General features: G+C 65.7%; 23 protein-coding genes, 1 tRNA gene and 1 pseudogene. 9 read left to right on the top strand and 16 right to left on the bottom strand.

Translation table 11 applies throughout. The features are described 5' to 3' along the window. A pseudogene (locus tag CH256_RS10345) lies at positions 1–324 on the bottom strand (hypothetical protein); the annotation flags it as partial. A gap of 73 nt (positions 325–397) precedes the next feature. On the opposite strand from CH256_RS10345, the gene CH256_RS10340 reads away from it, so the two are divergent. Both CH256_RS10340 and CH256_RS10335 read left to right on the top strand, forming a co-directional pair. Beyond that, positions 398–715: a hypothetical protein gene (locus CH256_RS10340; protein WP_179272065.1), complete on the top strand. Its 318-nt coding sequence runs from the start codon at positions 398–400 to the stop codon at positions 713–715. 171 nt (positions 716–886) lie between these two features. After that, positions 887–2,080, top strand: coding sequence for an ATP-binding protein (locus CH256_RS10335; protein ID WP_094669530.1), 1,194 nt, complete (start codon positions 887–889; stop codon positions 2,078–2,080). 64 nt (positions 2,081–2,144) lie between these two features. Here CH256_RS10335 and CH256_RS10330 read toward each other — a convergent pair whose 3' ends face one another. Continuing rightward, complete coding sequence (locus tag CH256_RS10330) at positions 2,145–2,612, bottom strand: alpha-isopropylmalate synthase regulatory domain-containing protein (RefSeq protein ID WP_094640532.1); 468 nt, start codon at positions 2,610–2,612, stop codon at positions 2,145–2,147. A 229-nt stretch (positions 2,613–2,841) separates the two neighbouring features. On the opposite strand from CH256_RS10330, the gene CH256_RS10325 reads away from it, so the two are divergent. Next, the gene (locus tag CH256_RS10325) at positions 2,842–4,044 is read left to right on the top strand and encodes an ATP-binding protein (protein WP_068048586.1); all 1,203 of its coding nucleotides are present in this window, start codon (positions 2,842–2,844) and stop codon (positions 4,042–4,044) included. Position 4,045: 1 nt separating this feature from the next. Here CH256_RS10325 and CH256_RS10320 read toward each other — a convergent pair whose 3' ends face one another. Further along, positions 4,046–5,233 carry an alkane 1-monooxygenase gene (locus CH256_RS10320; protein WP_094640534.1) on the bottom strand — a complete coding sequence of 396 codons (1,188 nt, stop codon included), beginning with the start codon at positions 5,231–5,233 and terminating at the stop codon, positions 4,046–4,048. A gap of 173 nt (positions 5,234–5,406) precedes the next feature. Between CH256_RS10320 and CH256_RS10315 the strand changes: the two genes are divergently transcribed. Further along, a complete protein-coding gene (locus CH256_RS10315) occupies positions 5,407–6,261 on the top strand; it encodes an alpha/beta hydrolase (protein WP_068048590.1) in 855 nt (284 codons plus the stop codon). Between the two features lie 28 nt (positions 6,262–6,289). Beyond that, entirely contained in the window at positions 6,290–7,135 is an 846-nt protein-coding gene (locus CH256_RS10310) for a patatin-like phospholipase family protein (RefSeq protein ID WP_094669529.1), read from the top strand. Positions 7,136–7,144: 9 nt separating this feature from the next. Here CH256_RS10310 and CH256_RS10305 read toward each other — a convergent pair whose 3' ends face one another. Continuing rightward, entirely contained in the window at positions 7,145–8,053 is a 909-nt protein-coding gene (locus CH256_RS10305) for an amidohydrolase family protein (RefSeq protein WP_094669528.1), read from the bottom strand. After that, positions 8,040–8,726: a dienelactone hydrolase family protein gene (locus CH256_RS10300; RefSeq protein WP_094669527.1), complete on the bottom strand. Its 687-nt coding sequence runs from the start codon at positions 8,724–8,726 to the stop codon at positions 8,040–8,042. The genes CH256_RS10305 and CH256_RS10300 overlap by 14 nt, the downstream gene beginning before the upstream one ends. A 138-nt stretch (positions 8,727–8,864) precedes the next feature. Between CH256_RS10300 and CH256_RS10295 the strand changes: the two genes are divergently transcribed. Further along, on the top strand, positions 8,865–9,842 hold the full coding sequence (locus CH256_RS10295) for an NADPH:quinone oxidoreductase family protein (protein ID WP_094640538.1): 978 nt from the start codon (positions 8,865–8,867) through the stop codon (positions 9,840–9,842). A 20-nt stretch (positions 9,843–9,862) separates the two neighbouring features. Here CH256_RS10295 and CH256_RS10290 read toward each other — a convergent pair whose 3' ends face one another. Together CH256_RS10290 and CH256_RS10285 are read right to left on the bottom strand one after the other, a co-directional pair. Then, complete coding sequence (locus CH256_RS10290) at positions 9,863–11,203, bottom strand: ABC1 kinase family protein (protein ID WP_094669526.1); 1,341 nt, start codon at positions 11,201–11,203, stop codon at positions 9,863–9,865. Beyond that, positions 11,200–11,763: a TetR/AcrR family transcriptional regulator gene (locus CH256_RS10285; protein ID WP_179272064.1), complete on the bottom strand. Its 564-nt coding sequence runs from the start codon at positions 11,761–11,763 to the stop codon at positions 11,200–11,202. The genes CH256_RS10290 and CH256_RS10285 overlap by 4 nt, the downstream gene beginning before the upstream one ends. Positions 11,764–11,828: 65 nt before the next feature. Here CH256_RS10285 and CH256_RS10280 point away from each other — a divergent pair, with 65 nt between their 5' ends. Next, a complete protein-coding gene (locus CH256_RS10280) occupies positions 11,829–12,446 on the top strand; it encodes a DUF998 domain-containing protein (protein WP_068048609.1) in 618 nt (205 codons plus the stop codon). On the opposite strand, the gene CH256_RS10275 is transcribed toward CH256_RS10280, so the two are convergent. Continuing rightward, positions 12,429–13,208 (bottom strand): enoyl-CoA hydratase/isomerase family protein, encoded by a 780-nt coding sequence (locus CH256_RS10275; protein WP_179272063.1) that lies wholly within the window; start codon positions 13,206–13,208, stop codon positions 12,429–12,431. The two genes, CH256_RS10280 and CH256_RS10275, sit on opposite strands and share 18 nt — an antisense overlap. 77 nt (positions 13,209–13,285) lie before the next feature. Between CH256_RS10275 and CH256_RS10270 the strand changes: the two genes are divergently transcribed. Continuing rightward, positions 13,286–13,359: transfer RNA gene (locus CH256_RS10270), tRNA-Met, on the top strand. Positions 13,360–13,414: 55 nt separating this feature from the next. Here CH256_RS10270 and CH256_RS10265 read toward each other — a convergent pair. The 5 genes from CH256_RS10265 to CH256_RS10245 form a co-directional block, all read right to left on the bottom strand. Then, entirely contained in the window at positions 13,415–14,053 is a 639-nt protein-coding gene (locus tag CH256_RS10265; protein WP_068048615.1) for an LON peptidase substrate-binding domain-containing protein, read from the bottom strand. Continuing rightward, entirely contained in the window at positions 14,050–14,964 is a 915-nt protein-coding gene (locus CH256_RS10260; protein WP_068048623.1) for an alpha/beta fold hydrolase, read from the bottom strand. Before CH256_RS10260 ends, CH256_RS10265 begins: the two co-directional genes overlap by 4 nt. Before the next feature lie 99 nt (positions 14,965–15,063). Then, the gene (locus tag CH256_RS10255) at positions 15,064–17,619 is read right to left on the bottom strand and encodes an alpha/beta fold hydrolase (RefSeq protein ID WP_094669524.1); all 2,556 of its coding nucleotides are present in this window, start codon (positions 17,617–17,619) and stop codon (positions 15,064–15,066) included. A 183-nt stretch (positions 17,620–17,802) separates the two neighbouring features. Continuing rightward, entirely contained in the window at positions 17,803–20,325 is a 2,523-nt protein-coding gene (locus CH256_RS10250) for an ABC transporter permease (protein WP_094669535.1), read from the bottom strand. Between the two features lie 68 nt (positions 20,326–20,393). Beyond that, a complete protein-coding gene (locus CH256_RS10245; RefSeq protein ID WP_068048639.1) occupies positions 20,394–21,128 on the bottom strand; it encodes an ABC transporter ATP-binding protein in 735 nt (244 codons plus the stop codon). Between the two features lie 75 nt (positions 21,129–21,203). Between CH256_RS10245 and CH256_RS10240 the strand changes: the two genes are divergently transcribed. Further along, positions 21,204–21,968: a deoxyribonuclease IV gene (locus CH256_RS10240; RefSeq protein WP_068048648.1), complete on the top strand. Its 765-nt coding sequence runs from the start codon at positions 21,204–21,206 to the stop codon at positions 21,966–21,968. On the opposite strand, the gene CH256_RS10235 is transcribed toward CH256_RS10240, so the two are convergent. The 3 genes from CH256_RS10235 to CH256_RS10225 form a co-directional block, all read right to left on the bottom strand. Next, the gene (locus CH256_RS10235) at positions 21,946–22,641 is read right to left on the bottom strand and encodes a hypothetical protein (protein WP_141215274.1); all 696 of its coding nucleotides are present in this window, start codon (positions 22,639–22,641) and stop codon (positions 21,946–21,948) included. The two genes, CH256_RS10240 and CH256_RS10235, sit on opposite strands and share 23 nt — an antisense overlap. Before the next feature lie 107 nt (positions 22,642–22,748). Further along, complete coding sequence (locus CH256_RS10230; RefSeq protein ID WP_094640546.1) at positions 22,749–23,225, bottom strand: DUF309 domain-containing protein; 477 nt, start codon at positions 23,223–23,225, stop codon at positions 22,749–22,751. Positions 23,226–23,264: 39 nt separating this feature from the next. Next, positions 23,265–24,530, bottom strand: a complete 1,266-nt coding sequence (locus CH256_RS10225; protein ID WP_373454801.1) for a multidrug effflux MFS transporter — start codon at positions 24,528–24,530, stop codon at positions 23,265–23,267. Positions 24,531–24,550: the final 20 nt, after the last annotated feature.

Here is a 24,550-nt window from a genome sequence, read left to right as displayed (position 1 = left end):
GGCGATGTCCAGGTTCGGCAGCCAGTCCGCTCCTCGTACGGTTCGGCCGAGCACCTCCTGGACGTTCTCGCCGGTCAATCCATCGCTGTATACCTCCTCGAGCAACGTGCGTACCATTTCGGCATGCACGTGCCCGGCCTGCGCCGAGTCCGAGCGGCCCAACGATTCGACGGCATCGTCGAACGCGACCGAATTCTGCGAGGCGACAGCAGCCAGCGCGTCGTTCGTGGCATCGGCGATGCGCCGAACTTCGGCGGGCCACTCGGCAGGCCAGGTGACGGGCATACGACTCGGGGGAGTCGACACGGGGGAGGAGTCGGTCATGACAGAAGTGTCTCATCGGACACCGTCACGGTTCCCTTTATCTGTTACCGGTGTTTATACTAAGTCTCGCACTGTGGCATCGGCCACACCTGCGAACGTGGAGGAGGTATACAGCGATGGATTGACCGGCGAGAACGTCCAGGAGGTGCTCGGCCGAACCGTACGAGGAGCGGACTGGCTGCCGAACCTGGACATCGCCGGGTTCGTCGAGGTGCTCACCGGAGCGCTGGGGGTGTCCGACGTCGAAGAGCAGTCGCGAGTGAGGCCGCGTCTCGCACATGCGTTGCTGGTGGTCGCAGACCTGCTCGCGGTGCGCCGTGGCCGAGCCGAGACCTATCTGCGGTACGCACTGGCCGAGGTGCGCCGCGCCGAGACGATCGAGATGCCCTAGTTCGCGCGGACCAGGGACTGCTGTTCATCGAAGGTGGGTGACTGCGGCGTATGTCGATGTGGTTGAGCGAACCACGCGACTTCTCGATCGAAACGGCCAGTTTTACGAGCTATGTAGAGTTTAACAAGATTTGTTAAAGTAGGTTCAGGTTGTCTATTTGGGGGATGAACAGTGGACCGTCGGCGAAACCCGTATACGCCCAACGCTGGCGCGCCACCGCGTTATTTGGCGGGTCGCGAGGTGGAGCTCGATGACTTTCGAACCCTGCTCTATCGGTTGCGGAGGGGCTATTCCGAGCAGTCGCTGATCGTCACTGGCCTGCGTGGCGTCGGCAAGACTGTTTTGCTTGGTCGGTATCGCGAAATAGCTGAGGATGAGGGCTGGGTTGCAGTCGAAGCCGAGGTATCGAAGAGCACCGCATTCGGTCCGCAGATTGCCAGCCTGGCCCGGCGCGCTTTGTTGCAAACGTCACCTAGGGCGAAGTGGAACGACCGTATTCACAGATCGGCCGCGGTGCTCAAGTCGTTCTCGCTGTCGATCCAGCCGGATGGATCACTGAATATTGGTTTGGACGTCGATCCAGCTGCTGGACAGGCCGACACGGGAAACCTGAATGACGACCTCGCTGATGTCTTCGAGGCAGTCGGGTTGGCCGCTCGGGAGAGCGACAGTGGGGTGGTATTCCTTTTCGACGAGATTCAATTTCTGTCGAAGGGTGAGCTGGAAGCGTTGATCGGTGCCGTCCACAGAACTGTCCAGCGGGAGCTTCCGATCACCTTTGCAGGTGCCGGTCTGCCGCAGCTTCCGGGTTTGGCAGGTGATGCCAAGTCCTATGCTGAGCGGCTGTTCCGATTCCCGTCTATCGGTGAGCTACCCGGGCCGGAAGCGATCGCGGCCCTGACCGAACCAGCGAAGCTGGAAGGCGTCGAGTACGACGTCGGAGCCATAGACAAGATCCTGCACTACACCGAAGGGTATCCTTACTTTATCCAGGAATTCGGGAGAGCAGTGTGGAACTTGGCCGAGGGTCCGAGGATCACGGAAGCTGACGCGGTCGCTGCTGCCGATCTTGTCGATGATGAACTCGACGACAGCTTCTTCCGGACACGTGTTCAGCGCTGTACGAAGGAAGAGCTTCGCTATATGCGGGCTATGGCCGAGCTTGGACCGAAGGAACAAAAGGCCGTCGACGTGGCGCTCCTCCTGCAAAAGCAATCGGAACAGGTGTCGCCGCTGCGCTCACGGTTGATCAACAAGGGTTTGCTGTACACCCCGAATTACGGTTACGCGAAGTTCACCGTTCCCCAGTTCGATCGATTCATGCGCCGATACATGCCGGAGATCGACGGGCAACCTCCGACCTGAGTGTTGGTTTCGCTAGCGAGATCTTCGCCTGTCTTGCATACGCGCTAGAACGCCCGAGAAAGCGCTACCGATGCAGAATGTTCGCTCCGGCGACGACGGCTCGCACGGCCGACAGGTGTGCGTCGGGATCCATGCCCATCGACCATTCGCGGCGACCGTCGTGCTCGGCGAGGACGAAGGTGGCGGTCTCGTCGCCGATGATCTGCTGGTGGAACGAGAGGATCTCGATGCGGAATCCGGCGTCGTGGAGCATCGACGTCAATGCCTCGATCGGCCCGTAAGTCGTTGCCGCACAGGCGATGATCGTATCGCCGACGCCGAAGGTCGCGTCGAAAGCAGTCCTCCCGCCAGTTGCACTGTCGGCCGTCCATGACCCCAGCCGAAGAGGCCCGGTGCTGGGCGAGAAGCGGTCGGTGAAGTTCGTCCACGACATGTGTTGCCAGGTGATCTCGTCGCGCATCGTGCGCGGCAGGGCACAACCGAAACGGGCGTGGAACGGATCTGTGGCGAGAGTGGAAGCAAATGCATTCATGAGGATGGTCCTGGCGAATGTGAAGGGAGGACCGAGAGAGCACAACGACCCGCAGCGAGGGGTCGGTCCGAATCAGACCCCGCTACGGCGGCGTACTACGAGAATGCGCTTCACACCCCAGAAAGTAGTCCTCCGTCGCAGTCGCGCGCAAGTATCGAGTGAATACAGATCTCTAGGACACGAACTAGATGTCCGCATATATCGCACGATTCGTTGTAACTTTGGCCCCATGGACCCCGTGCGTAACCCCTACGCCCCCGGCGCCGGCCAGCGCCCACCCGAGCTCGCAGGCCGAAAGAAGCAGCTCGACGCCTTCGACGTCGTACTCGAACGCATCACCCGCGGCCGGCCGGAACGCAGCGTCGTTCTCACCGGGCTGCGAGGCGTCGGGAAGACGGTATTGCTCAACCAACTCCGATCCGCGGCGATCGCCCGCGGCTGGGGCACCGGCAAGATCGAGGCTCGGCCCGACCAGGAATTGCGTCGACCGCTGTCGTCTGCGCTGCACATGGCGGTCCGCGGGATTGCGGCATCGCATCGCGATCCCGAACGCGTCGACGAGTTCCTCGGCGTCCTCAAGGCCTTCGCCCTACGCGCCACCGCGGACAAGGGCATGCGGGAGCGGTGGCAGCCCGGCATCGACGTCCCGGCGAAGACGGGCCGCGCCGACTCCGGCGACATCGAGATCGACCTCGTGGAACTGCTGCTCGACGCCTCCGCGCTGGCCGGCGACGTGGGCGTGGGCATCGCCATCTTCATCGACGAGATGCAGGATCTGGGTGCCGCGGACATCTCCGCGTTGTGTGCGGCCTGTCACGAGCTCAGTCAGGACACCGCGCCGCTGATCATCGTCGGGGCCGGGCTGCCACACCTACCTGCGGTGTTGTCGGCATCCAAGAGTTACTCCGAGCGCCTGTTCAGTTACCACCGGATCGGCCGACTGGAACGAGCCGCGGCCGACCTCGCGTTGATCGCTCCGGCCGACCGCGAGGACGTCGAATTCACCCCCGACGCGCTCGACGCGCTGTATGCGGCCGCCGACGGCTACCCGTACTTCGTCCAGGCCTACGGCAAGGCGACGTGGGATCTCGCGGCCGACACCCCGATCACCGTCGAGGACGTGCGCGTCGCCGCTCCGACGGCGGAGGAGGAATTGGCCGTCGGATTCTTCGGTTCTCGCTACGAGCGTGCGACGCCTGCCGAGCGTGAATACATGCGTGCGATGGCCGAACTGTCCGTGGACGACGGCTCGGTGCCGACCTCGGCCGTGGCGACCGAACTGAAGCGCAAGCCGGCATCGCTGTCCCCGGCCCGCGACGGACTGATCAAGAAGGGTCTGATCTATTCGGCCGAGCGCGGCACTATCGCGTTCACGGTGCCGCACTTCGGTCGCTACCTGCGGGCACAGACCGACGAACCTGCGGCGGTGTGAACTATCGGTACGCCTCAGCGCGCTCGACGCACAGTTGCTCGAGTTTCCGCACTGCCTTGGGGTCGGAGTGATCGACGTTGACGAGCTCGGCGTCACCGTCGTAGAAGTCGATCAGTCGCTGATCCATCACCTTGCGCCACAACGGCGGAACCAGCGCGCAGAAGATCATCACGGCATAGCCGGCCGGTAGCTGCGGGGACTCGTCGACGGTGCGCAGTGCCTGGTAGCGGCGCACCGGATTCGCGTGATGGTCGCTGTGCCGTTGCAGGTGGTAGAGAAACAGGTTGCTCCACAGGTGGTCGCTGTTCCAACTGTCGCGGTGGGTCGGTTTGCCGTATCGACCGCTCTTGCGCTTCTGCCGCAGCAGCCCGTAGTGCTCGAGGTAGTTGGCTGCCTCGTAGAGGACGATCGCGATCGCAGCCTGCAGGAACAGATACGGCACGGTCACCACACCGAAGACGGCGATCAGCACGCCGAACAGCACAACGCTCATGGCCGCGGCATTGAACAGGTTGTTTCGGTACGACCAGGGAGACAGGCCCTGGCGGGCGAGGCGTCGAGTCTCGAGCTCCCAGGCCGAGCGCAGGCCGTGCACGATCGTGCGCGGCAAAAACTTCCAGAACGACTCGCCGAACTTCGCCGACGCCGGATCCTCCGGGGTGGCGACGCGGAGGTGGTGGCCGTGATTGTGCTCGACGTAGAAGTGGCCGTACAGGGACTGTGCCAGTGTCACCTTCGACAGCCATCGCTCCAGACGCTCACGTTTGTGGCCCAGCTCGTGCGCGGCGTTGATGCCGACCCCACCGACGATGCCGACGGTGATGGCCAGGCCGATCCGCTCCGGAACTCCCAGCGGGCCGTGCGCCCAGAGATAGCAGGCCGCAACGAGTCCCGCGTACTGCAACGGCAGGAACAGATAGACGCACCAGCGGTAGTACGGATCCTTCTCGAGCGCGGCGATCGCCTCGTCCGGGGGATTGCTGCGGTCCACTCCGGCGAACCTGTCCACCAATGGCAGTGCGACACCCATGATCATCAGGCCGAGGGTCCAGAACGCACCGGGGCCGAGAAGGGTCACCAGACCCCAGGCCAGGAACGGGCTGAGAGGAATCGTCAGCCCCAGCGGCCACAGGTAGCGCTTGGGGTCGCGCCACCGCGGCGACGTGCTCGTGGCGGACTCATCACGCATTCTGGATTCTTCACTCCTGAGTCCTGGTCGGTGCCGTGCCCCGAGGTGCGGGGACAAACGGTAGTGGCGTGTCACAACTACATCGCCCGTTCCACCAGGATAGTTACCCAAGCAAATTTTGCAGGTTCTCCGATGGGCCGTCGAATGCCCCGCTGCCCTTGTACGGTGACCGGATGAAGCATGTCGAGTCGTCGTTCGTCGGAGTTCACGGAACCCGAATCGTCTACGACGTCTGGACCCCCGAGACCACGTCGACCGGGATTGTGGTGCTCGCCCACGGCCTGGCCGAGCACGCGGGTCGGTACCGGCACGTCATCGAACGGCTGGGCGCGCTCGGCCTCGCCGTCTACGCGCCCGACCACCGCGGACACGGCCGATCCGGTGGCAAACGGGTGTCACTGGACAAGTGGTCCGACTTCACCGACGACCTGCACACGCTGTTCGGCATCGCAGCTGCCGAGCATCCGAATCAGCGCACCTTCCTGCTCGGCCACAGCATGGGCGGTGCCATCGCACTGTCCTACGCCCTCGACCATCAGGCCGATCTCGACGGTCTGATGCTGTCCGGCCCTGCCGTCGTCCCCAGCGTCGGGCAACCGAAAGCACTGGTGGCGGTCGGTAAGCTCCTCGGACGCTTCGTACCGGCCGCCCCTGTGCTCAAGCTCGATCCCACTCTCGTCTCCCGCGACAAGGACGTCGTCGACGCCTATGTCGCCGACCCGTTGGGCTACCACGGCAGCGTCTCGGCTGGTCTGGCCGCGGCGATGCTGGGCGTCGGGGACGCGTTCCCTGCTCGCCTGCCGTCGCTGACGATTCCCGTGCTGCTCCAGCACGGGACGGCGGACCGCTTGGCCGACGTCTCGGGCAGTGAGCTCATCGCCGAGCTCGCCGGATCCGACGACCTGACCCTGAAAACGTACGACGGGCTGTTCCACGAAGTGTTCAACGAACCGGAAAAGGAGCGCGTACTCGACGATCTCATCGACTGGCTGCGTCCACGTGTACACACCGGCGCTGTAAGTTCCTGACGGATCTTTTCGAAGAAGGGGTACGACCATGACCAGGCGAGCACTCGTATTGGGCGGCGGCGGAGTCGCAGGCATTGCGTGGCAGACGGGTGTCCTACTGGGATTGGCAGAAGCCGGAGCCGACGTCAGCGACGCCGAGATGCTGTTGGGGACCTCGGCCGGGTCCTCGGTCGCAGCCCAGATCTCGAGCGGAGCCGCCTTGACCGAGCTGTTCGAGCGGCAGGCAGACGAAGCGAAGCAGGACCACGAACCGCATGCCGACTCGACCATCGACGAACTGGTCTCCATGTTGGCTCGGGCTGCCCAGAACTCCGACGGCAGTGCCATCGACACGCGCAGGCGTATCGGCACCGAGGCGCTGTCGGCCTCGACGATCAGCGAGCGTGAGCGCAGGGCCATCATCGAACGACGGTTACCGTCGCACTCCTGGCCGAACCGCGATCTGCGGATCGTCACGGTCGACGCGGTGAGCGGTCGGCATCGGGTTCTCGATCGTGGCTCGGGCGTTCAGCTGGTCGATGCGGTGGCCGCGAGCTGCGCCATCCCGGGAATGTGGCCGCCGGTGACGATCGGTGATCATCGTTACGTCGACGGTGGTATCCGCGCCAGCGAAAATGCGGATCTGGCAGTCGGTTTCGAGAAGGTACTGGTGTTCAGGGTCGGTGCACTCGACCTCGAGCACGATCCGTTCGACATCGAACGGGAGCGGCTGGTCAAGGGCGGCTCGAAGGTGGAAGTGATTGCCCCCGACGCAGATTCGGCGGCCGCGATCGGCCCCGATGCCACCGACATCGCGGTCCGATCGGCTGCGGCCGTTGCCGGACGGGCGCAGGGCAATGCCATCGCCGAGCGTATTGCCGAGTTCTGGGTCTAGAGAACCTCTCTATCCGAACAGTGCGGCGCCGTTGCCCCAGCACACTGCACGAACCCAGTCGTCTCCCAGGTCGAGTCGGCGCACCGCCTGCAGGGCATGCAGATACGGGTACGGGATGTTCGGATAGTCGCTGCCGAACAGAATGCGATCCTGCAGGTCGACCAGCCGGGGCAGTTCGTGTTTCGGAAACGGTGCGCTCGCCTCGGAGAAGTCGGTGAACGACATCGTGGTGTCGAGTCGCACGTTCCGGAAGCGATCGGCCAGATCGAGGAAGTCGCCGTACTCCGGCATCCCCATGTGCGCGATGATCAACGGGAGTTCGGGAAACCGTTGCAGCAGTGCCGCAATCGGCTCCGGGCCGGTATGGGTGCCGGGAGCCGGGCCGGACCCGCAGTGGATCACCACGGGTACCTGCGCGTCCGAGAGTGCGCCCCAGACGCCGTCGAGCAGCGGATCGTTCGGTGAATAGTTCCCGACCTGAATGTGCGACTTGAAGATTCGGGCACCGCTCGTCAACGCCTGCTCGACGTACCCGGTGACACCGTCCTCGGGGTAGAAGGTCGCGGTGTGCAGGCAGTCGGGGGTGCGCGCCGCGAAATCTGCTGCCCAGGAATTGAGCCAGGCTGCCATCGCCGGCTTGTGCGGGTAGATCATCGACGTGAAGTGCCGGACTCCGAACCCCCGAATGACCTCGAGCCGTTGCTCTTCGGCGAACCGGTAGGAGATGGGCCAGACGCTGCCGGTCAGCGGCCCGGCGCTGTCGAAGTAACTCCACACCTTGTCCATCACGTTCTTCGGCATGAAGTGCGTGTGGACGTCGAACAGTCCCGGCAGCGACAGTTCGGTCCAGAAAGCGACGATGTGTTCGGTCTCGTCTGCGAGTGCGGCGTCGGAGCGGGGTGGCTCAGTGTGCGACATGAGCGTCGAACCACTCGAGCGTCTTGCCCCAGGCGTCGGCGGCGGCGTCGGCGTCGAACACGGCGGGGCGGTCGTTGCAGTGGAACCCGTGCTTGCCGTGCTCGTAGCGGGTGATCTCCGTGTCGACCGGCGCCGTCGCGGTGATCTCGCGCAGCGTCTCGACTTCCTGAACGGGGATGCCCTCGTCCAGATCCCCGAAGAATCCGTGCCAGGGCGTCTGCAGTGCGTCGCCCACCGACGCCATTGCGGGGTAACCGAAGCGGCCCTCGGCGATTCCGCCGCCGTAGAACGTCGCTGCCGCACCGAGTTGCCGTCGAACAGCGGTGTGGAACGCGACGGTGCCACCCATGCAGAAGCCGACGATCGCGACGGACGACGGCTCGAATCCGAGCTCGGCGAGCGCACTCGCCGCCGCGTCCACGTCGGAGTCCACCTCGTCCGCCTGCAGCCGCCCGATTGCCGCCATCGCCGAATCCATGTCCGAGTACGACAACACGGTCACACCCTCCTGTCGGTGGAACAGGTGCGGTGCGACCGCGACCCAACCGGCGGCGGCGAGGCGGTTGCAGACGTCGACGATGTGATCGGTGACGCCGAAGGCTTCCTGGATGACGATGACGCCGCCGCGGGCATCCCCGTCGGGACGGACGACGGTGAGGGGAGTGGTGTTCATCCGTCGATTGGAGCACACCACCAGGAGTGGAGCCTGCGGAACGACCCAGCAGGCAGGAGTGGATGCCGGTAGCGACGGTGATTGCTGCAGTTTTGTACGGTGGCGTGCAGGGAACGATCCCGACCGAGAGGACAACTCATGCGCGCGGTACAGATCTCCAGCCTCGACGGACCCGACTCGGTGAGTGTGGTGGACATCGACGAGCCTGCTGCGCGCGACGGGTCGGTGGTCATCGAGGTCCATGCCGCCGGCGTCGCTTTTCCCGATGCGTTGCTCACTCGCGGGCTCTACCAGTACAAGCCCGAGTTGCCGTTCGTCCCCGGCAGCGAGATCGCCGGCATCGTTCGGTCGGCTCCGCCGGAGTCCGGCTTCTCCGCCGGTGATCGAGTAGCGGCCCTGACGGGACTGAGCGACGGTATGGCCGAGGTCGCCGTCGTATCCCCGGACACGGTGTTCGCGCTGCCGGAGTCGGTGTCGCTCTCCGCAGGCGCTGGGCTGTTGTTCAATGACCTGACGGTGCACTTCGCGCTCCGGGAACGTGGCCGGTTGGCACCGGGCGAGACGGTTCTGGTGCACGGCGCAGCAGGGGGCATCGGAACCTCCGCGCTGCGAATGGCTCCGGTGCTCGGGGCATCTCGCGTGATCGCTGTGGTGAGCTCGGAGGCCAAGGCCGACATCGCACGATCCGCCGGAGCCACCGACGTCGTTCTCGTCGACGGCTGGAAGGACGCGGTGAAGGAACTGACCGGCGGCCGTGGCGTCGACATCGTCGTCGATCCGGTGGGTGGTGACCGGTTCACCGACAGCATTCGCTCGCTCGCGCCCTCGGGCCGAATCCTGGTGCTGGGCTTCACCGGTGGTGAGATCCCGACGGTCAAGGTAAATCGACTGCTGCTCAACAACGTCGACGTCGTCGGCGTCGGTTGGGGTGCGTGGTGGATGACGCGCCCGGGCTACCTCGCCACCCAGTGGTCCGAGATCGAACCGCTCCTCGCCGACGGATCGCTCAGTGCGCCGGAGCCGTCGGTGTTCCCGGCCGCAGACGCTGCCTCGGCCATTGCGTCACTGGAAAACCGTACTGCGGCAGGCAAAGTGGTGCTGGACTTCACCCACTGATGCTGGGTCGAGCTGCCGGGTCACTCCGGCAGTTCGACGCCTCGCGCCTCGGCCAGTGCCGCGATCTCGGCGGGAAAGACGTTCTTGAACACGAACGGGTCGGTACCCAGGGCCCAGTTCGGTGCCAGTTCGATGGCGTATCTCTCGAAGTAGCCGAGTTGCTTGGCCACCAGGATCAATTCTTCCGGGCTCGACGTCTTGTACTGCTTGCCCATGTTCACCAGCGCTCGAATGAAGTCGGCCAGGCTGAAGTGCGCGAGCGTTGCCGAGAGCATCGGAGCGAACACCGACTGCAGGATCGCCCCGACCTCGGCGTCCGAACCCATCTGCGGCGCAACGATTCCCAGCCGCTTGACGGTACCGGCCAGTCGGGTGAAGTCGCCGTCGATCACGGTGGCGTGGAACAGGTCGAGCAGTAGCGCGCGCCACTGCTCGTCCACCTCGCCCATGACTCCGAAGTCGAGGAACGCCACCCTGCCGTCGTCGAGAACCCAGACGTTGCCCGCATGCACGTCGCCGTGGAACAGGCCGTGCAGCACAAGGGCTTCCATCCAGACCTTGGCTGCGCGACGAACGATGAGCTCGGACTGATCCCCCGGCTCGTAGCGGTCGAGTGGGGAGCCGTGCATGCGCTCCATGCAGATGACGCGCCCGCCGCAGTAGTCCAGGAACACCTCGGGCGCGGTGACGTGGGCGTTGTCGCCGAATGCGCCGATGGCCGCGCGAAAGCTGGCCTGTCGCTTGGCTTCCACGGCGCTGTCGAGTTCGGCGAAGGTGGCGGCGTGCAGGTCGACGATGATCGCCGACGCGTTGGCCGTGGCGAAGAACGGAATGAACTTCTCGAGTCCGCGGGCGATGAGGTACGCGATACGCAGGTCGATCTTCATGCGGTGATAGATGCCTCGCCGCTGTACCTTCATGACCACTTCGCGGCCGTCGTCACGGCGCACACACAGATGCACCTGAGCGACCGAGGCGGACGAGAGCGGCACGTCGTCGAACGAGGAGAACAGGTCGTCGATTCCGCGGCCCAGATCGGCCTCGATCACCGCTCGCGCCTGCGACCCGGGAAACGGTGGCACCTCGTCGAGGCAGCGCAGGCAGGTGTCGGCGAGGACCTTGGGGAACAGCCCGGGCGAGGATCCCATCAGCTGCCCGACCTTGACGAAGGTGGGGCCGAGAACGAAGAAGGCGTCGACGACGGCCTCCGAGGCGTGCAGCGGCCACCCGCGCCGTGGCGCGCGCACCCAGCGGCCGACCGCGACGACCTGGAAGTACGCCAATACTGTCCCGATGACGATGAGTCGCAGCAGTTCTCGTATTCCGAACGTCTTCAGCTGGGGTGCGGGCTTGGGATTCATACGTGCACCCCCACTGGCACGCGCGCTGCCGAGGCTTCCAGGCGCGCCAACAATCGATCGAACCGCGTCGCATCGTCCGAGGCGCGTGAGAGCACCAGTGCGCCCTGAATTCCGGCCACGATCTCCTCGGCCAGTTCGGCTGCCGATTCGCCGTGTCCCAGGCGACTCAGTACCGGGGTGAGCGCGTCGATCCAGTGGGTGAAATGGGCTGCGACGCGTCCCGAGAACACAGCACGTTCGAGACCGAGTGTGAATGCGCCGAACAGGCACACCAGACGATTGGACCGGAAGTATCGCGCGGTCTGCTCGAACATCTCATGCGTCGTCGACGCGGGATCGGTGCCCTGTCGCAACGGCTCGAACACGTTGTGGTGGAACCACTGCTCCACGTCGTCGAGGACGGCTTCGGCCATCTCCTGCTTTCCGCGCGGAAAGTAGTGGTAGAGACTGCCTTTCCCCAGGCCGGTCTGTTTGCTGATGACCGCGAGGGAGGAACCGTCGAACCCATGGTCGCGGAACACCCCTGCGAGTATCGGCACCACGTCGTGGCGATCGCTCATGAGCCGGTACTGTACCAATCGGTACACGCCAGGTGTATCGGGGCTCCGGGAGTGGACGTGCAGCTGTGAAGAGAACGACCGTCCTGGCCGCCGGGGCTTTCCTCGTCGGTGGGGTGACCTATCTGGCCGCCGAAGCCGTCGCCGCACTCGGTTGGACGGACCGACCGTACAGCTACGCTCGCAACAACATCAGTGATCTCGGAATCCCCGACATCTCGCCGCTGCACGCGGTGATGAACACCGGCTTCGTCGTGGACGGCACGTTGTTCGTCCTGGCGGGACTGGGACTGTCGGTGCTCTTCGAGGGCCGGGCGCGGTGGATCGTCGCCGGCACCTCCGTTGTGCACGGTGTCGGCAGCATCGTCGTCGGGCTCGCCCACGCCTCGGTGGACGGGGCATCGACGCCCCATGCGGTGGGTGCAGGCATGGCGATCGTCGGCGGCAACCTGGTGTTGCTGGCGGCAGGACGGTACGGCGGCCGCGTCGGCGCGCCGCGCTGGTACACCGTGGGCAGTGCGACTGCCGGCGTGGCCGGTCTGGTGGGGCTGACCCTGTTTCTCGCCGACACCGGAATCCTCGGCGGCGGAACCTTCGAGCGCATCTCGGTCTACACCATCATCGGATGGGAGATCGTCACCGGCGCAACGATTCTGGTCAAGCGCCGCCTACCCGAACTCGGGTGACTCCTTGGCGAGAAAGGCGCGCACGCCCTCCCTGCCGTCCGCCGACTCGAACGCCTCCTCGAACACCGGCAATGCCCGTTGCGCCGGTAGGCCGGGGGACTCGCCGAACGTGAGAGCGAGGGCACGCTTGTTCGCTCGAACGGCAGAGCGGGACTTGTGCGCCAGCGCCTGCGCCAAGCCCAGTGCCACCGACAACGACTCTCCGCGTGGAGCGACCCGATTGATCAGACCCCACTCCAGTGCAGTCTCGGCCGAGATCGGCTCGCCGAGTAACACCAGTTCGGCGGCGCGCGCCTGACCCACCCGCCGCAGCGCGCGCATCGATCCGCCGCTGCTCGGGATCACACCGAGGTCGATTTCCGGGAGTCCGAGTCGAGCCCCTGCGTCGGCGACGACGAGGTCGCAGCACAGCGCCAGCTCGAGGCCGCCGCCCAACGCGAATCCGTCTATTGCCGCGACCGTCGGCAGCGGCAGATCGTCGAGCATCTCGAGGGTGGCGTTCTCGAGAATGCTCTTGCGGGCGAGCACGTCACCGCGGTCCTGCATCTCGGGCATCTCGGAAATGTCCGAGCCGGCGCTGAACACCCGGTCTCCGGTGAGAACGACCGCCCGAATCGCGGCGTCGTCGGCCAATTCGAGAAGCACGGCGCGCAGTCGCCGCGTCGCCGGACGGGTCAGCGCGTTGACCGGCGGGTTGCTCAGCGTGATCTGCGCGACGGCGGCGTGCGGGAAGGTCAGGACTGGAGACAGCGCAATGGGCATACCTGAACGGTAGAGCGTGCGGCTGACCTGGCGATTGGGAGACTGCCGAGATGGCATGTAGCGTGGTGAACACCCGACGCGGGGTGGAGCAGCTCGGTAGCTCGCTGGGCTCATAACCCAGAGGTCGCAGGTTCAAATCCTGTCCCCGCTACTACACATGTCAGGCCCGACATCGATGATGTCGGGCCTGACATGTTTCGTAGGTATCAGGGTTGCAGTCTGAACTGCACCACCGCCGTGACATTCTCGATGGCGTCGTCGAGTGCGGTCTTGCGCGCTCTGGCGTTGGGTGCAGACAGGATGTCGAGTCGATCGGACTGACCCATCGGAATCAGAGCCGTCAGCGACCAGATCTTCTCGGCGGCCGAAATCGGCAGGCCCAGGAAGTCCGGAACACCGGGTGTGGAAACGACTTCCGTCGATTCGAGTCGACCGATCAGCTCGTAGAGATCCTCGATCCGCGCCCAAGTGGCGTCGAACTCGGTGTCGGCGATCACCGCATCGGTCTCTTCGTCCGGCCACGCTCGAACGTCGGCCTGTGGGTACGGATCGTCCGGCAGCCAGGCGTCGATCCTGATCCGTTCGCCGCCGACGCAGTCGAGCAGATATCTGCCGTCGCCGATGGACTCGTGACCGATGATGTGAGCGGTCGTGGCCACATCGTGCCGGACGTCGCCGCCACCGGCCTCGTGCCCACGCGCGATGAGGACCACACCGAAGCTCGGATCGTCCTGCTTCAGGCAGTCGTGGACCAGAGCTCGGTAGCGCGGCTCGAAGATGTGTAGTGGTAGGCGTTCACCGGGGAGCAGCACGCTGCCGAGCGGGAACATCGGGGTCACGCTCACGGGTGCTGCAACGGAACAGCCGCCGGGGTGATGGCCGCGGGCGCGCTCTTGTCGGACTCGTTTGCGTCGAGGAACTCGTCGAGCAAGCGGAAGAAGAAGTCCGGCTCGTCGAGCTGGGGGAAATGGCCGGCGTCGGGAAAGATCTCGACGCGACTGTTGGGAACTTCACGTCGAATGTTGTCGGCGTGCTTGGCGGGAATCATCCGGTCCTTGCCGCCCCAGACGAGCAGCGACGGAATGGACTCGAACTTCTCGAAATGTTGCTTCGCGCTCACGGTCTGCCCACGCGGGCCCACCACGGCTCGCGTCGACGCCAGAAAGGCCCCGCGGGTGGAGCGGTCGGCAACCGACCGGAACGACCGCCAGGTCTCGGCCATGCTGGGACCTGGCTTGACCGGCAGACCCCATTTGCCCAACTGCGCCAGCGCGCCCTCTGCGTTCTTGCGGAACCAGTCCGATGCGAGCAGCGGCAGAACCAGCTCACTGCCGGGCAGCGTCGCAGCCTTGAGGAGCAGGCTCACCTCGGGACCGAGTCCGCCGCTGCTGACCAATGCCAGGCGATCGACGCGTTCGGGAAAGAGGTACGTCAGCTGCATGACGATGCCCCCGCCGAGCGAGTGACCGACCATCGGGGCGGAGTCGATGTTCAGGTGATCCATGAGATCGCGAATGGTGGCCGAGTGCGAACTGAGCGAGTAGTCGCCGGACGGCTTGTCGGAGTCTCCGTGCCCGAACAGGTCAGGAGCGATGACGCGATACTTCTGCGACAGACGCTCGAGTTGCGGGCCCCAGGACTGATGCGATCCGAGGAGTCCGTGCACCAGAATCACGGGTGGGCCCTCGCCCATGTCCACGTATCGCAGGACGTCCTTGTGTAGTTCCACCGACTGCAATTCGTACGATGAACTCATGGTCGACCTCCTCGTCGTGTGATGCCCGGATCGGCGCGTGGCTCGGTGAGCCGTTGGCACAAACGTACAAGCTGAGCCCACCCAACGACAGACCGTCGATCAGTGTGCGAGGCCCGCATCGTCGAAGGTGTTCGCGATCGTCTCGGCCAAGTGCTCGGCCATCGGTTCACGCAGCATGTCGACGTGATCTCCGGAGATGTCGACGAAGGTCAGCTCACCACGGCCGACCGTCTGCCACGACCTGAGATCTTTCACGTTCTCCGCTGTGCGAACCACGGTCATCGAACCCGACCACGGTGTCGGCACGTGCTTGTTCAACGCCACGTACCCGATGCTTGCGAAAACCAACCATTCCATCGTCGTCGGGTACCGCAGCAGCCCGGCGAATTGCATCCGTAACCAGAGGGCAGCGGTGCCGACGCGGCCTAGGTGGAAGCCCGCCTCTTCACGCGTCTGCGCCGGCGGCGCAGCCGGAACCTCGGTACCGCCGGGCAACCTGTCCAGCAGATGCCGAAACAGCCGTGTGTCGAGGAGCAACAGGTGGGGAGACCCGAGGCCGGAGTCTCGGATCTCCTCTGCCATCGCGATGGCAATCCAGCCGCCGAGCGAGTGGCCGACCAGATGGAACGGGCCCTCGGGCTGGACTGTGCGAACAGCGTCGACGTAGCGTTTCGCGGTTCGCCGAATCGTCCGGTCCGGCCGTCCTCGCTTGCCGCGGCCGTGCGCCTGCAGGGCATACACCGGCCGGTCGGCGTCGATGTGCTTGACGAGATTCAGAAATGCCATCGCGCCGACGCCTGCACCGCCGATCAGGAAGATCGGTGCCTTGCTTCCCTCTGTGCGCAGCGGCACGAGCACGTCGTGTTCGCCTGCCGTGCGTCGACGCGCAGTTGCCGCGTCTTCGAGGCGGGCGTCGACTGTCACGGCCAACTCTCGAACAGTGGTCGCCGCGAACACGTCCTCCGGTGTCAGATCGATCTTCAGGTTCTCGCGGAGTTGGGCCAGCATGGCCGTGGTGGTCAGCGAGTTTCCGCCCAGAGCCAGGAAATCCTCGTCCCGTCCGATGGTGTCCAGCCCGATCGCGGTGCGCGCAGCCTCGGCCACGATGTACTCGGTCGGGCCGACCGCGCTGCGCTCGACGCGTCGATCGGCCGGCTCGGGCAGTGCGCCGCGGTCGAGCTTGCCGCGTTCGTTGCGCGGCATCGCGTCGAGCGCGACGATGTGGGTGGGCACCATCCACTCCGGCAGCGTCCGGCGCAGCGACGCTCTGATCTCGCCCACGGAGGGTCGACGACCGGAACGCGCCGAGCACACGTAGGCGACCAGGTCGGTATCGGTGCCGGAAGTCCTGCCGATCACCGCTGCGTCGCCGATCTCCGGCATGGCGCGCAGTGCTGCCTCGACCTCGGCCGGCTCCACCAGGTATCCGCGCACCTTGACGGCGTCGTCGATGCGGCCGGCCAGGTGCAGCGTCCCGTGTTCGTCGAGTCGTCCCAGATCGCCGGTGCGGTACCGGAACAGACCGTCGCCGAGCGCGGCGAATCGCTGGGAATCCCGACCGGCACCGCCGAGGTAGCCGTCGGCCAAACAGTTCGACGTCACCCGTATCTCGCCGATCACGTCCGGTGCACACGACGAACCGTCGGAGGTGACGACTTCGACCAGCTTGCCTGCGATGGGTCTGCCCGCAGGGAGAAAGCCCGACGGCAGCGCTCGTTCGAGCGGGTATTCGCTGTAGGCGACGGCCCCGGCCTCGGTGGTCGCGTACCAGTTGACCACCGTGGCGCGGCTGTCGAATCGCCGCCGAAAACCGTCGGCATCGTCGGCGTGCAGGGATTCCCCGTATGTGATGACCACCCGCAGCGTGGGTACGGCCCGACCGGTGGGTCCGTGATCGGCGGCGGAGACTGCGCGCAGCAGCGACGACGAGCAGTGCAGCGTGGTCAGGGAATGCGCGGCTGTCCACTCGACGGTGCTGCTGGGGACACCTGCCCTCGGGTCGCGGCAGTGCACGGCGGCACCGCTGAGCAACCCCGCGAACAACGTGTTCAAGCCGGCCCCGAAGCTGACCGGAAGCGAGTTTCCGACGCGGTCGTGTGGGCCCAGCGCCAACGCGTTGGCGACTTCGTATGCCTTGGTCAGACACATGCGGTGGCTGAGGATCACGCCCTTGGCGGTGCCGGTGGATCCCGAGGTGTAGTTGATCACCGCGGTGTGGTCGCCCGACAGCGTCGGCAGCGGCACACACGAGTCCATGGCGGCGGCGACGGTGGTGGAGTCGATCGCCGTCGCACCTGCTTGGTCGATGATCGTGGCGCGGCGCTCGGCGGGAAGCATGGGGTCGAGCGGCACCAAGGGATGGCCTGCAGCGACGACGGCCAGCATCAGCACGATCGAGTCCGTCGTCGCGTCGGTGTCCACGGCGAGCGGCCGAGAATCGGCAGGAAAGAGCGTGGCGATCTTACGAGCCAGAGAGTAGGCGCGATGGAGGAGCTCGTCGAAGGTCAGGGACGAGCCGTCGACGTCGAGCGCGACGGCGTCGGGCAGCGCGTGAGCCACCTCGCGGTAGCGGGCCATCAGGGTGTCGCGGCGTTCCGGCCGGCACAGTGGGGCCAGTGAAAGACGGGTCGGCGCATCGATGTCCTGAATCGACATGATTCTCCTTGCACGAGCCCGACCCGTGATGTCGGAGTCGGTTTGAAACCTACAAACCGGCTCGAAGACTTTTTTACCGACTCAAAGGTAAACGTGCAGAACCTTTTCGCGCAAGCGGAAAACCGGACATTCCACAACAATCGGGTGACGTTGCGGAATGCCCGGTCTGTTTCGGGCTCGGCCCTACAGGTCCGCGATGGCCTCCAACGGCTTCGTACGCGCGGCTCGCACAGCAGGCCACAGTGCCGCCAACACACCGACAACGGCCGATCCGAGCAGCATGGCCACCACCTGGCCCCACGGCACGGTCATGGTGCCCAGGCCCTCGTCGCGCAGGGTCTGCACGAATCCCCACCCGAACGCGATTCCGAGGACCACGCCCACGATCGCGCCGAACAGCGCGATGAGCAGCGACTCGAGATAGATGATGCGACGGACCTGCGGCCGCTGCATGCCTATCGCGCGCAGCATGCCGATCTCCCGACGCCGCTCCACCACCGACAAGGCCAGCGTGTTGACGATGCCGAGCACAGCGATGACGACGGCCAATGCCAGCAAGCCGTACAACACCGCGAGCAGCGTGTCGATCTGCTGTCCCTGGCTGCCCTTGAACTCCTCCACGTCTTGAACCTGGACGACGACGAACGGTTTGGTCGCGGCTTCGAGGTCGGTGCGCAGTGTGTCGAGGTCGGTGCCGGGTGCGGCCTTGACGAGAACCAGAAGGTCCGAGCGGGTGATCGACGGCGTCACCTCCTGGTAGATGTCGCCCGAGACGATCCAGTTCCCGATCAGAGGATTGTCGGTGAAGACCCCGGTGACCGTCACCGGGACGGACGCACCGTCGACGGTGTCGAAGGTGACCTCGGTTCCGACGGTCCAGCCGCGGCTCGCCGCTTCGGTTTCCGACACCGAGAACCCGTTGCTGTTCAGATCTGCCGTGCCCTGGACCATCGACAGCTCGAGCAGTCCCTCGGGGGAGCCGTCGATCGCGGCGCCGAACTCCTCCTGGCCTGCGATCGTCACGAACACCGGGTGCAGCACCGCAGTACGGTCCACGCCGGTCACCTGCTGTGCGGCCGTGGTGGCACCGGTCGGAACGCCGATCGACTGCGGGCCGGAGAGGATGTAGTCCGCCTCGACCCCGGTGTCGACGAGTGAGTCGACGCTGGCCTTGGCGGTGGATCCGAGCACGCCGATGACGGTGACGAGCATGAGTCCGAGCATGAGGGCGAAGGCGGTGGCCGCGGTGCGTCTGGGGTTGCGAACCGAATTGGTCCTGGCCAGGCGTCCGATCGCTCCGAACGGACGGGTGATGACGGCCCCGAGTGCGCCGACGACCGGCCGTGACAGCGACGGCGCGGCCAGTGCGGTGGCGACGATCAGCGCGACGGCTCCCGCGCCGACCGTGGCAGCGGCCGCCCCGCCGGTCGACTGCGCGCCGATGATCAACGCGGCCGCGCCCGCGATTCCGAGGCCGACGCCCACGAACGTTCGGGTACGCAGGGTGTCACCCGCAGAGGCGAATTCCTCGCGCATCGCGGCGACCGGTGGAATCTTGGCTGCCCGCCGGGCCGGCGCGTACGCGCTCAGCACGGTGACGACGATGCCGACGGCGAACGCGACGACAACGGTGCGCGGCTCGAGTGCCAACGGTCCCGACGGCAGACCCAGATCGAAGGCGTTGAGCAGTGCCCGTAGCCCGTAGGCCAGCCCTACCCCGCCGACGAAGCCGAGGATGCTGCCGATGATGCCGACAACGAGAGCTTCGAGAACGACCGAGCGGCTGACCTGCCCGCGGCTGGCTCCGACGGCGCGCAGCAGTGCCAATTCGCGGACGCGCTGAGCGACGATCATCGAGAACGTGTTGTAGATGATGAAGGTGCCGACCAGCAGGGCGATCCCACCGAAGGCCAGCAGGAAGTAGTTGATGAACGACAGTGCCGACTCGACCTCGGCCTGAGTCTCGGCCTGTACGTCCGCGGCGGTCTGGACCTTCAGGTCGGGCAACGCCGCGGCGATCTCGTCGCGGAGATCGCTCTGAGTCAGCCCTTGCGCGGCGAGATCGGTGCCTGCGACGTCGATGTACTGCACGTGGGCACCGTCGGTGAACAGCTCGTTCGCCTGGCTCTGCACGAACTGGATTCCGATGTAGCCACCGGATTCTGTTGCTGTCGAATAGATTCCGGTGATCGTGATGTCGGTGATGCCCTTGGACGGCACGAGTACCTGGGTGGCGTCGCCCACCTCGAGTCCGGCGCGCTCGGCACCACCGGCGTTGATCGCGACCTGGCCGGGGGCGGTGGGAGCCGAACCGTCGACGAAGGTGGTCGGATCACCGAGTCGTTGGTCGTCGGGGAGATACGACTCGCCGATGGTCGGTGCGCCACCGGACTGTACGGCGGCACCGTCGGACCCCAGCAGTACCAACTGTCCGCCGACGTACGGCGATACGGCGCGCACGTTCGGCAACGCCGAGATCGCCGCGATGTCCTCGTTCGGCACGCCGGACGAGCGTGCGTCCTCGGGGCTCACTCGAACATCCGCGCCCTGCGCGGTATCGGCGAACAGTGAGGAGAAAGTGCGCTGAAGGGTGTCGGTGAACACGAACGAGCCCGCGACGAATGCCGTGCCGAGCACGACCGACAGTACCGTCAGGGCCAGTCGGACTTTGTGTGCGGCAAGGTTTCTCAGTGACACCTTGCGCATGGGATTGCCCGACGGCTTGTGTCGAGGAGGTTTGTCGGAGACGGATTTCTTGGAGATGGAGTGCGCCATTATCGGACCGTCTCGAGCTTCTTCATCCGCTCGAGTACGGCGTCGGCGGTGGGCGAGTTCAGCTGATCGATGACTGCGCCGTCGGCGAGGAACACGACGCGGTCGGCGTAACTGGCCGCGCGTGGATCGTGCGTGACGATGACGACGGTCTGATCGAATTCGTCTGCGGCAGTGCGCAGAATCGACAGCACCTCGCCGGACGAGCGGGAGTCCAGGTTACCGGTGGGCTCGTCGCCGAACACGATGTCGGGTCGGCCTGCCAGAGCGCGGGCGCACGCCACTCGCTGCTGCTGTCCGCCCGAGAGTTCGCTGGGGCGGTGATCGAGGCGGTCGCGCAGGCCGAGTCGGTCGACCACGGTGTCGAGCCATTCTTTGTCCGGCGTGCGACCGGCGATGTCGAGGGGCAGGGTGATGTTCTCCAGTGCGGTGAGCGTCGGCACCAGATTGAAGGCCTGGAACACGAATCCGATTCGGTCCCTTCGCAATCCGGTCATCTCCTTGTCGGAGAGTGCCGTCAGCTCGGTGTCGCCGATGGTCACCGTTCCCGAGGATGCGTTGTCCAAGCCGGCCAGGCAGTGCATGAGCGTGGACTTGCCCGAACCCGAGGGGCCCATGATGGCGGTGAATTCTCCGCGAGCGAATTCGACGCTCACCCCGGACAGTGCGTGGACCTGGGTGTCCCCTGATCCGTAGACCTTCGATACGTCGACCGCACGTGCGGCAATGTCGCTCATGGGTGCCAGTGTTCCAGCGTTCTGCGCCCGTCGCTATCAGGGGAGACCCTGAACACCACCTCTATGATGGGCGTCATGCGCATCGGAGCCCACGTCCGCGACAGCAGCGACCCTCTCGGAACGGCCGAGGCTCTCGGCGTCGACCTCGTCCAGATGTTCCTCACCGATCCGCAGAAGTGGAACAAGCTCGAACCACACCCGCAGGGCGAGGCGTTGCTGAACGGCTCGGTCGACGTGGTGGTGCACTCGTCCTACGTCCTCAATGTGGCGAGCTTGAACAATCGGATCCGCATTCCGTCGCGCAAGGCCGTCGTCGAGCAGGCTGCTGCTGCGGCCGAGATCGGGGCCATCGGGCTGGTCGTCCACGGCGGCCACGTCCGTGAGGGTGAGGACACCGCCAAGGGAATCGACAACTGGCGCAAGCTGTTCGAGCGCCAAGCGGAGCAGGGCGGCTTCGGGGTACCGATCTTCGTCGAGAACACCGCGGGCGGAGACTCCGCGATGGCACGCCACTTCGACGACATCGCCCGCCTGTGGGATGCCATCGGCGAGTTCGGTGCCGGCTTCTGCCTGGACACCTGCCATGCCTGGGCCGGCGGAGAGGATCTCGTCGACGTCGTCGACCGAATCAAGGCCATCACCGGACGCATCGATCTGGTGCACCTGAACAACTCACGCGACGAGTTCGACTCGGCCAGGGACCGGCACGCGAACCTCGGCACCGGAACGATCGACGCGGAGATCCTGACCGCCGTCGCCCTGGCGGCCGACGCGCCGGTGATCCTGGAGACCCCGCCCGAAGGTATCGAAGACGACGTCAGGCTGCTGAAGAGCCTGTAGTGCCGAGGGCGAGGTCGTTCACGGCCGACGCCCACAGCCGGATCAGTTCGTCGATGCCCGGCAGATTCGCAGCCCAGGTGATGCGCACGAGTGCGGTACCCGCACTCGTCACGGTGATCCCGATGTCGATGGCGTGCTCTCGGCTGGGCTCTGCCAGTGCATCCTCGTGCACGATGATCTGTGCTCCCGCGCGTGAGGCCAGCGCGGGATAGTTGCGAGCCAGCGCGTAGTCGCAGCCGCCGTTCGGCACCGAGCCCAGTCGCCTCGAGACCTCCTCGACGAGGTGCTCGCGGTGCGAAGGGACGACGAGAGCGTCGACGGGAAGCGTTGGCAGCCGGACCGGGTGAACTGCGCCGGTGCTCTCGAGGTCGAGGTCCACCAGCACGCCGGCCGAGGAGCCGCGACGATTGTTTCTCTGCCACGTGGACACGGCCGAGCCCAGAGCGGCGAGCAGCAGAATGCTGCGGCGGTGTCGGCCGTCGGGCAGAGTGAACGTCATCGACGTCTGCTCGAGGACTGCGGTGTGTTCGGTGAGCAACGGACGCTCCGCCGGAGTCAGGACGGCCACCCAGTACGGAACCTGTTCGGCCACCTCGGTGCAGAGAGTGCGTCCGAGCTGAGCCGGACTGATCGTCTCGCGGTGCACGAGTCTGAGCGGTGCGAACACGGTCACGCCGACGAACCCCACTTTCGGTGCAGATTGTCCTAGCCTTACCTAACCCTCGCCAGGCTAGCTCGAGCCGTGATCGGACGTCCAGGACGCCCCCTGTCGGGATCGGTTCAGTCGGTGGCGCGCAGCGCTGGAATGCCGGGAACGACCGGCAATCTTCCGGTCTCGAGCTCGCTGAGCAGACCCTCCGACCAGGTCAGCAGCCCGGTGACGTCGAGGTGATGCGGTGGGTTGGACTCGAAGCCGACGAGCCGGTCGTGTCCCTGCCGAAGCAGCGAGGCGGCACCGACGCGGTTCCCGCGCATCAGATGGGTCAACCCGACGGCGAGTTGGGCGAGGCCCTGCCACAGCGGACGCTCGTCGGACGGGCAGCTCTTCCAGGTGCCTTCCAGTACCTCGTGCGCATGGAACGGCATGTTCGCGTCCAGGAATTTCTGCGCTTCGACGAGAGCGGCGGTGGGCGGAAGCCGAAGGTCGTCCGGCACCCGTGGGGTTCCGTTTCCACCGCGGGCCATGGGACGCCCAAGACCGTCACGAGGCCTGGCATTGAGGGGTTTACCGTGCGCATCACGTTCGCGTTCGGCCATGGCGGAAACCCTAGTGTGTGGCGGCCCGCACCACCGTGCTCATCGGTGGGAAGACGAGCGCGCGGTGATGACGCCCAGCGCGATCAGCGCTGCAGCAGAGGTGGCGACCATCGTGGTGGCCACGGCGATCGCGTCGTTTCCGAGCACGCCGACGATCGGCGCGACGATGGCACCGAGTCCGAACTGAGCTGCTCCGAGGAGGGCAGCGGCACCGCCTGCGGCCTCACCGTGCCTGGACAGAGCGAGCGCGGGCGCGTTGGGCATCACGAATCCGACGGCCCCGAGCACGAACCACAGTGGGACGACGAAGCCGGCCATGCCGCCGACCCCGGTGATCGCGAGGACCGTCATGACGGCACCCGCGAACACTGCGAAGGACAGCGCTGTCAGCACGATCTGCACCGGTGCGAAGCGTCCGAGCAGAAGGACGTTGAGCTGGGAAGCGCCGATGAGGGAGATGGCACCGGCGGCGAAGACGATGGCGAACTGCTGCTCGTCGAGGCCGAACTCCTCCTGCAGGACGAACGACGACCCGGCGATGTAGGCGAACAGCGAGGCCATCGCCAGTGCGGCGACGAGGACGAGAACGACGAACTGGGCGTCCCGCAGCAGTGAACGGTAGGTGCGCAGTACCGGCATGACGCCGCTGGCGCGGCGACGCTCGGGTGGCAGCGTCTCGTGGAGCGAGACGATGGCAAGAGTCATCAGAGCAACACCCATGATCGCCAGCGCCGCGAACACGAGACGCCATGATCCGACCAGCAGCACGGCACCGCCCAGCGACGGAGCCAGCACGGGAGCGACGCCCATGACCAGCATCAGGCGGGACAGGACGGTCGCGGCGGCACGGCCACTGAACAGGTCGCGCACGATGGCCATCGCGACCACGGCTGCGGCCGCAGCACCCAGACCCTGTACGACGCGAAGGCCGCCGAGAACAGCGATGTTGGGAGCCACGATGCACGCCACGGAGGCCAGGATGTGCACTCCGGTGCCGACGATGAGGGGCAGCCGTCGACCGACGATATCCGACAGCGGGCCGATGATCAGCTGACCGAGGGCAAGACCGACCAGGGTGCCTGCGAGGGTGAGCTGCACGGCGGACGAGGACGTGTTCAGGTCGTCGGCGATCGCCGGAAGAGCCGGCAGATACATGTCGATGGTCAAGGGGCCGAGCGCGATGAGCGCGCCGAGCACCAGGATCACCCGCAGGCGTTCCTTGGAGGTCGGCTCGGGGGACGTCTTCGTTGCCGATGCTTCGGCTACGGCTGTCTCGGTTGCTGACGTGTTCGGTGCTTGGGCCACCCGAGGTTCAGCAACCGGGG

Source organism: Rhodococcus sp. 05-2254-6 (genome assembly GCF_002258565.1).
Taxonomy (GTDB): Bacteria; Actinomycetota; Actinomycetes; order Mycobacteriales; family Mycobacteriaceae; genus Rhodococcoides.
Note: the sequence above shows the minus strand (reverse complement) of the source record. Positions and strands in the feature narration are given on the sequence as shown.

What these genes read in the sequence shown, in the direction of transcription:
- CH256_RS10330 (WP_094640532.1), bottom strand. Translation starts at nt 2,612, where the DNA reads ATGAATGCATTTGCTTCCACTCTCGCCACAGATCCGTTCCACGCCCGT.
- CH256_RS10325 (WP_068048586.1), top strand. Translation starts at nt 2,842, where the DNA reads ATGGACCCCGTGCGTAACCCCTACGCCCCCGGCGCCGGCCAGCGCCCA.
- CH256_RS10320 (WP_094640534.1), bottom strand. Translation starts at nt 5,233, where the DNA reads ATGCGTGATGAGTCCGCCACGAGCACGTCGCCGCGGTGGCGCGACCCC.
- CH256_RS10315 (WP_068048590.1), top strand. Translation starts at nt 5,407, where the DNA reads ATGAAGCATGTCGAGTCGTCGTTCGTCGGAGTTCACGGAACCCGAATC.
- CH256_RS10310 (WP_094669529.1), top strand. Translation starts at nt 6,290, where the DNA reads ATGACCAGGCGAGCACTCGTATTGGGCGGCGGCGGAGTCGCAGGCATT.
- CH256_RS10305 (WP_094669528.1), bottom strand. Translation starts at nt 8,053, where the DNA reads ATGTCGCACACTGAGCCACCCCGCTCCGACGCCGCACTCGCAGACGAG.
- CH256_RS10300 (WP_094669527.1), bottom strand. Translation starts at nt 8,726, where the DNA reads ATGAACACCACTCCCCTCACCGTCGTCCGTCCCGACGGGGATGCCCGC.
- CH256_RS10295 (WP_094640538.1), top strand. Translation starts at nt 8,865, where the DNA reads ATGCGCGCGGTACAGATCTCCAGCCTCGACGGACCCGACTCGGTGAGT.
- CH256_RS10290 (WP_094669526.1), bottom strand. Translation starts at nt 11,203, where the DNA reads ATGAATCCCAAGCCCGCACCCCAGCTGAAGACGTTCGGAATACGAGAA.
- CH256_RS10285 (WP_179272064.1), bottom strand. Translation starts at nt 11,763, where the DNA reads ATGAGCGATCGCCACGACGTGGTGCCGATACTCGCAGGGGTGTTCCGC.
- CH256_RS10275 (WP_179272063.1), bottom strand. Translation starts at nt 13,208, where the DNA reads ATGCCCATTGCGCTGTCTCCAGTCCTGACCTTCCCGCACGCCGCCGTC.
- CH256_RS10260 (WP_068048623.1), bottom strand. Translation starts at nt 14,964, where the DNA reads ATGAGTTCATCGTACGAATTGCAGTCGGTGGAACTACACAAGGACGTC.
- CH256_RS10255 (WP_094669524.1), bottom strand. Translation starts at nt 17,619, where the DNA reads ATGTCGATTCAGGACATCGATGCGCCGACCCGTCTTTCACTGGCCCCA.
- CH256_RS10250 (WP_094669535.1), bottom strand. Translation starts at nt 20,325, where the DNA reads ATGCGCAAGGTGTCACTGAGAAACCTTGCCGCACACAAAGTCCGACTG.
- CH256_RS10245 (WP_068048639.1), bottom strand. Translation starts at nt 21,128, where the DNA reads ATGAGCGACATTGCCGCACGTGCGGTCGACGTATCGAAGGTCTACGGA.
- CH256_RS10240 (WP_068048648.1), top strand. Translation starts at nt 21,204, where the DNA reads ATGCGCATCGGAGCCCACGTCCGCGACAGCAGCGACCCTCTCGGAACG.
- CH256_RS10230 (WP_094640546.1), bottom strand. Translation starts at nt 23,225, where the DNA reads ATGGCCGAACGCGAACGTGATGCGCACGGTAAACCCCTCAATGCCAGG.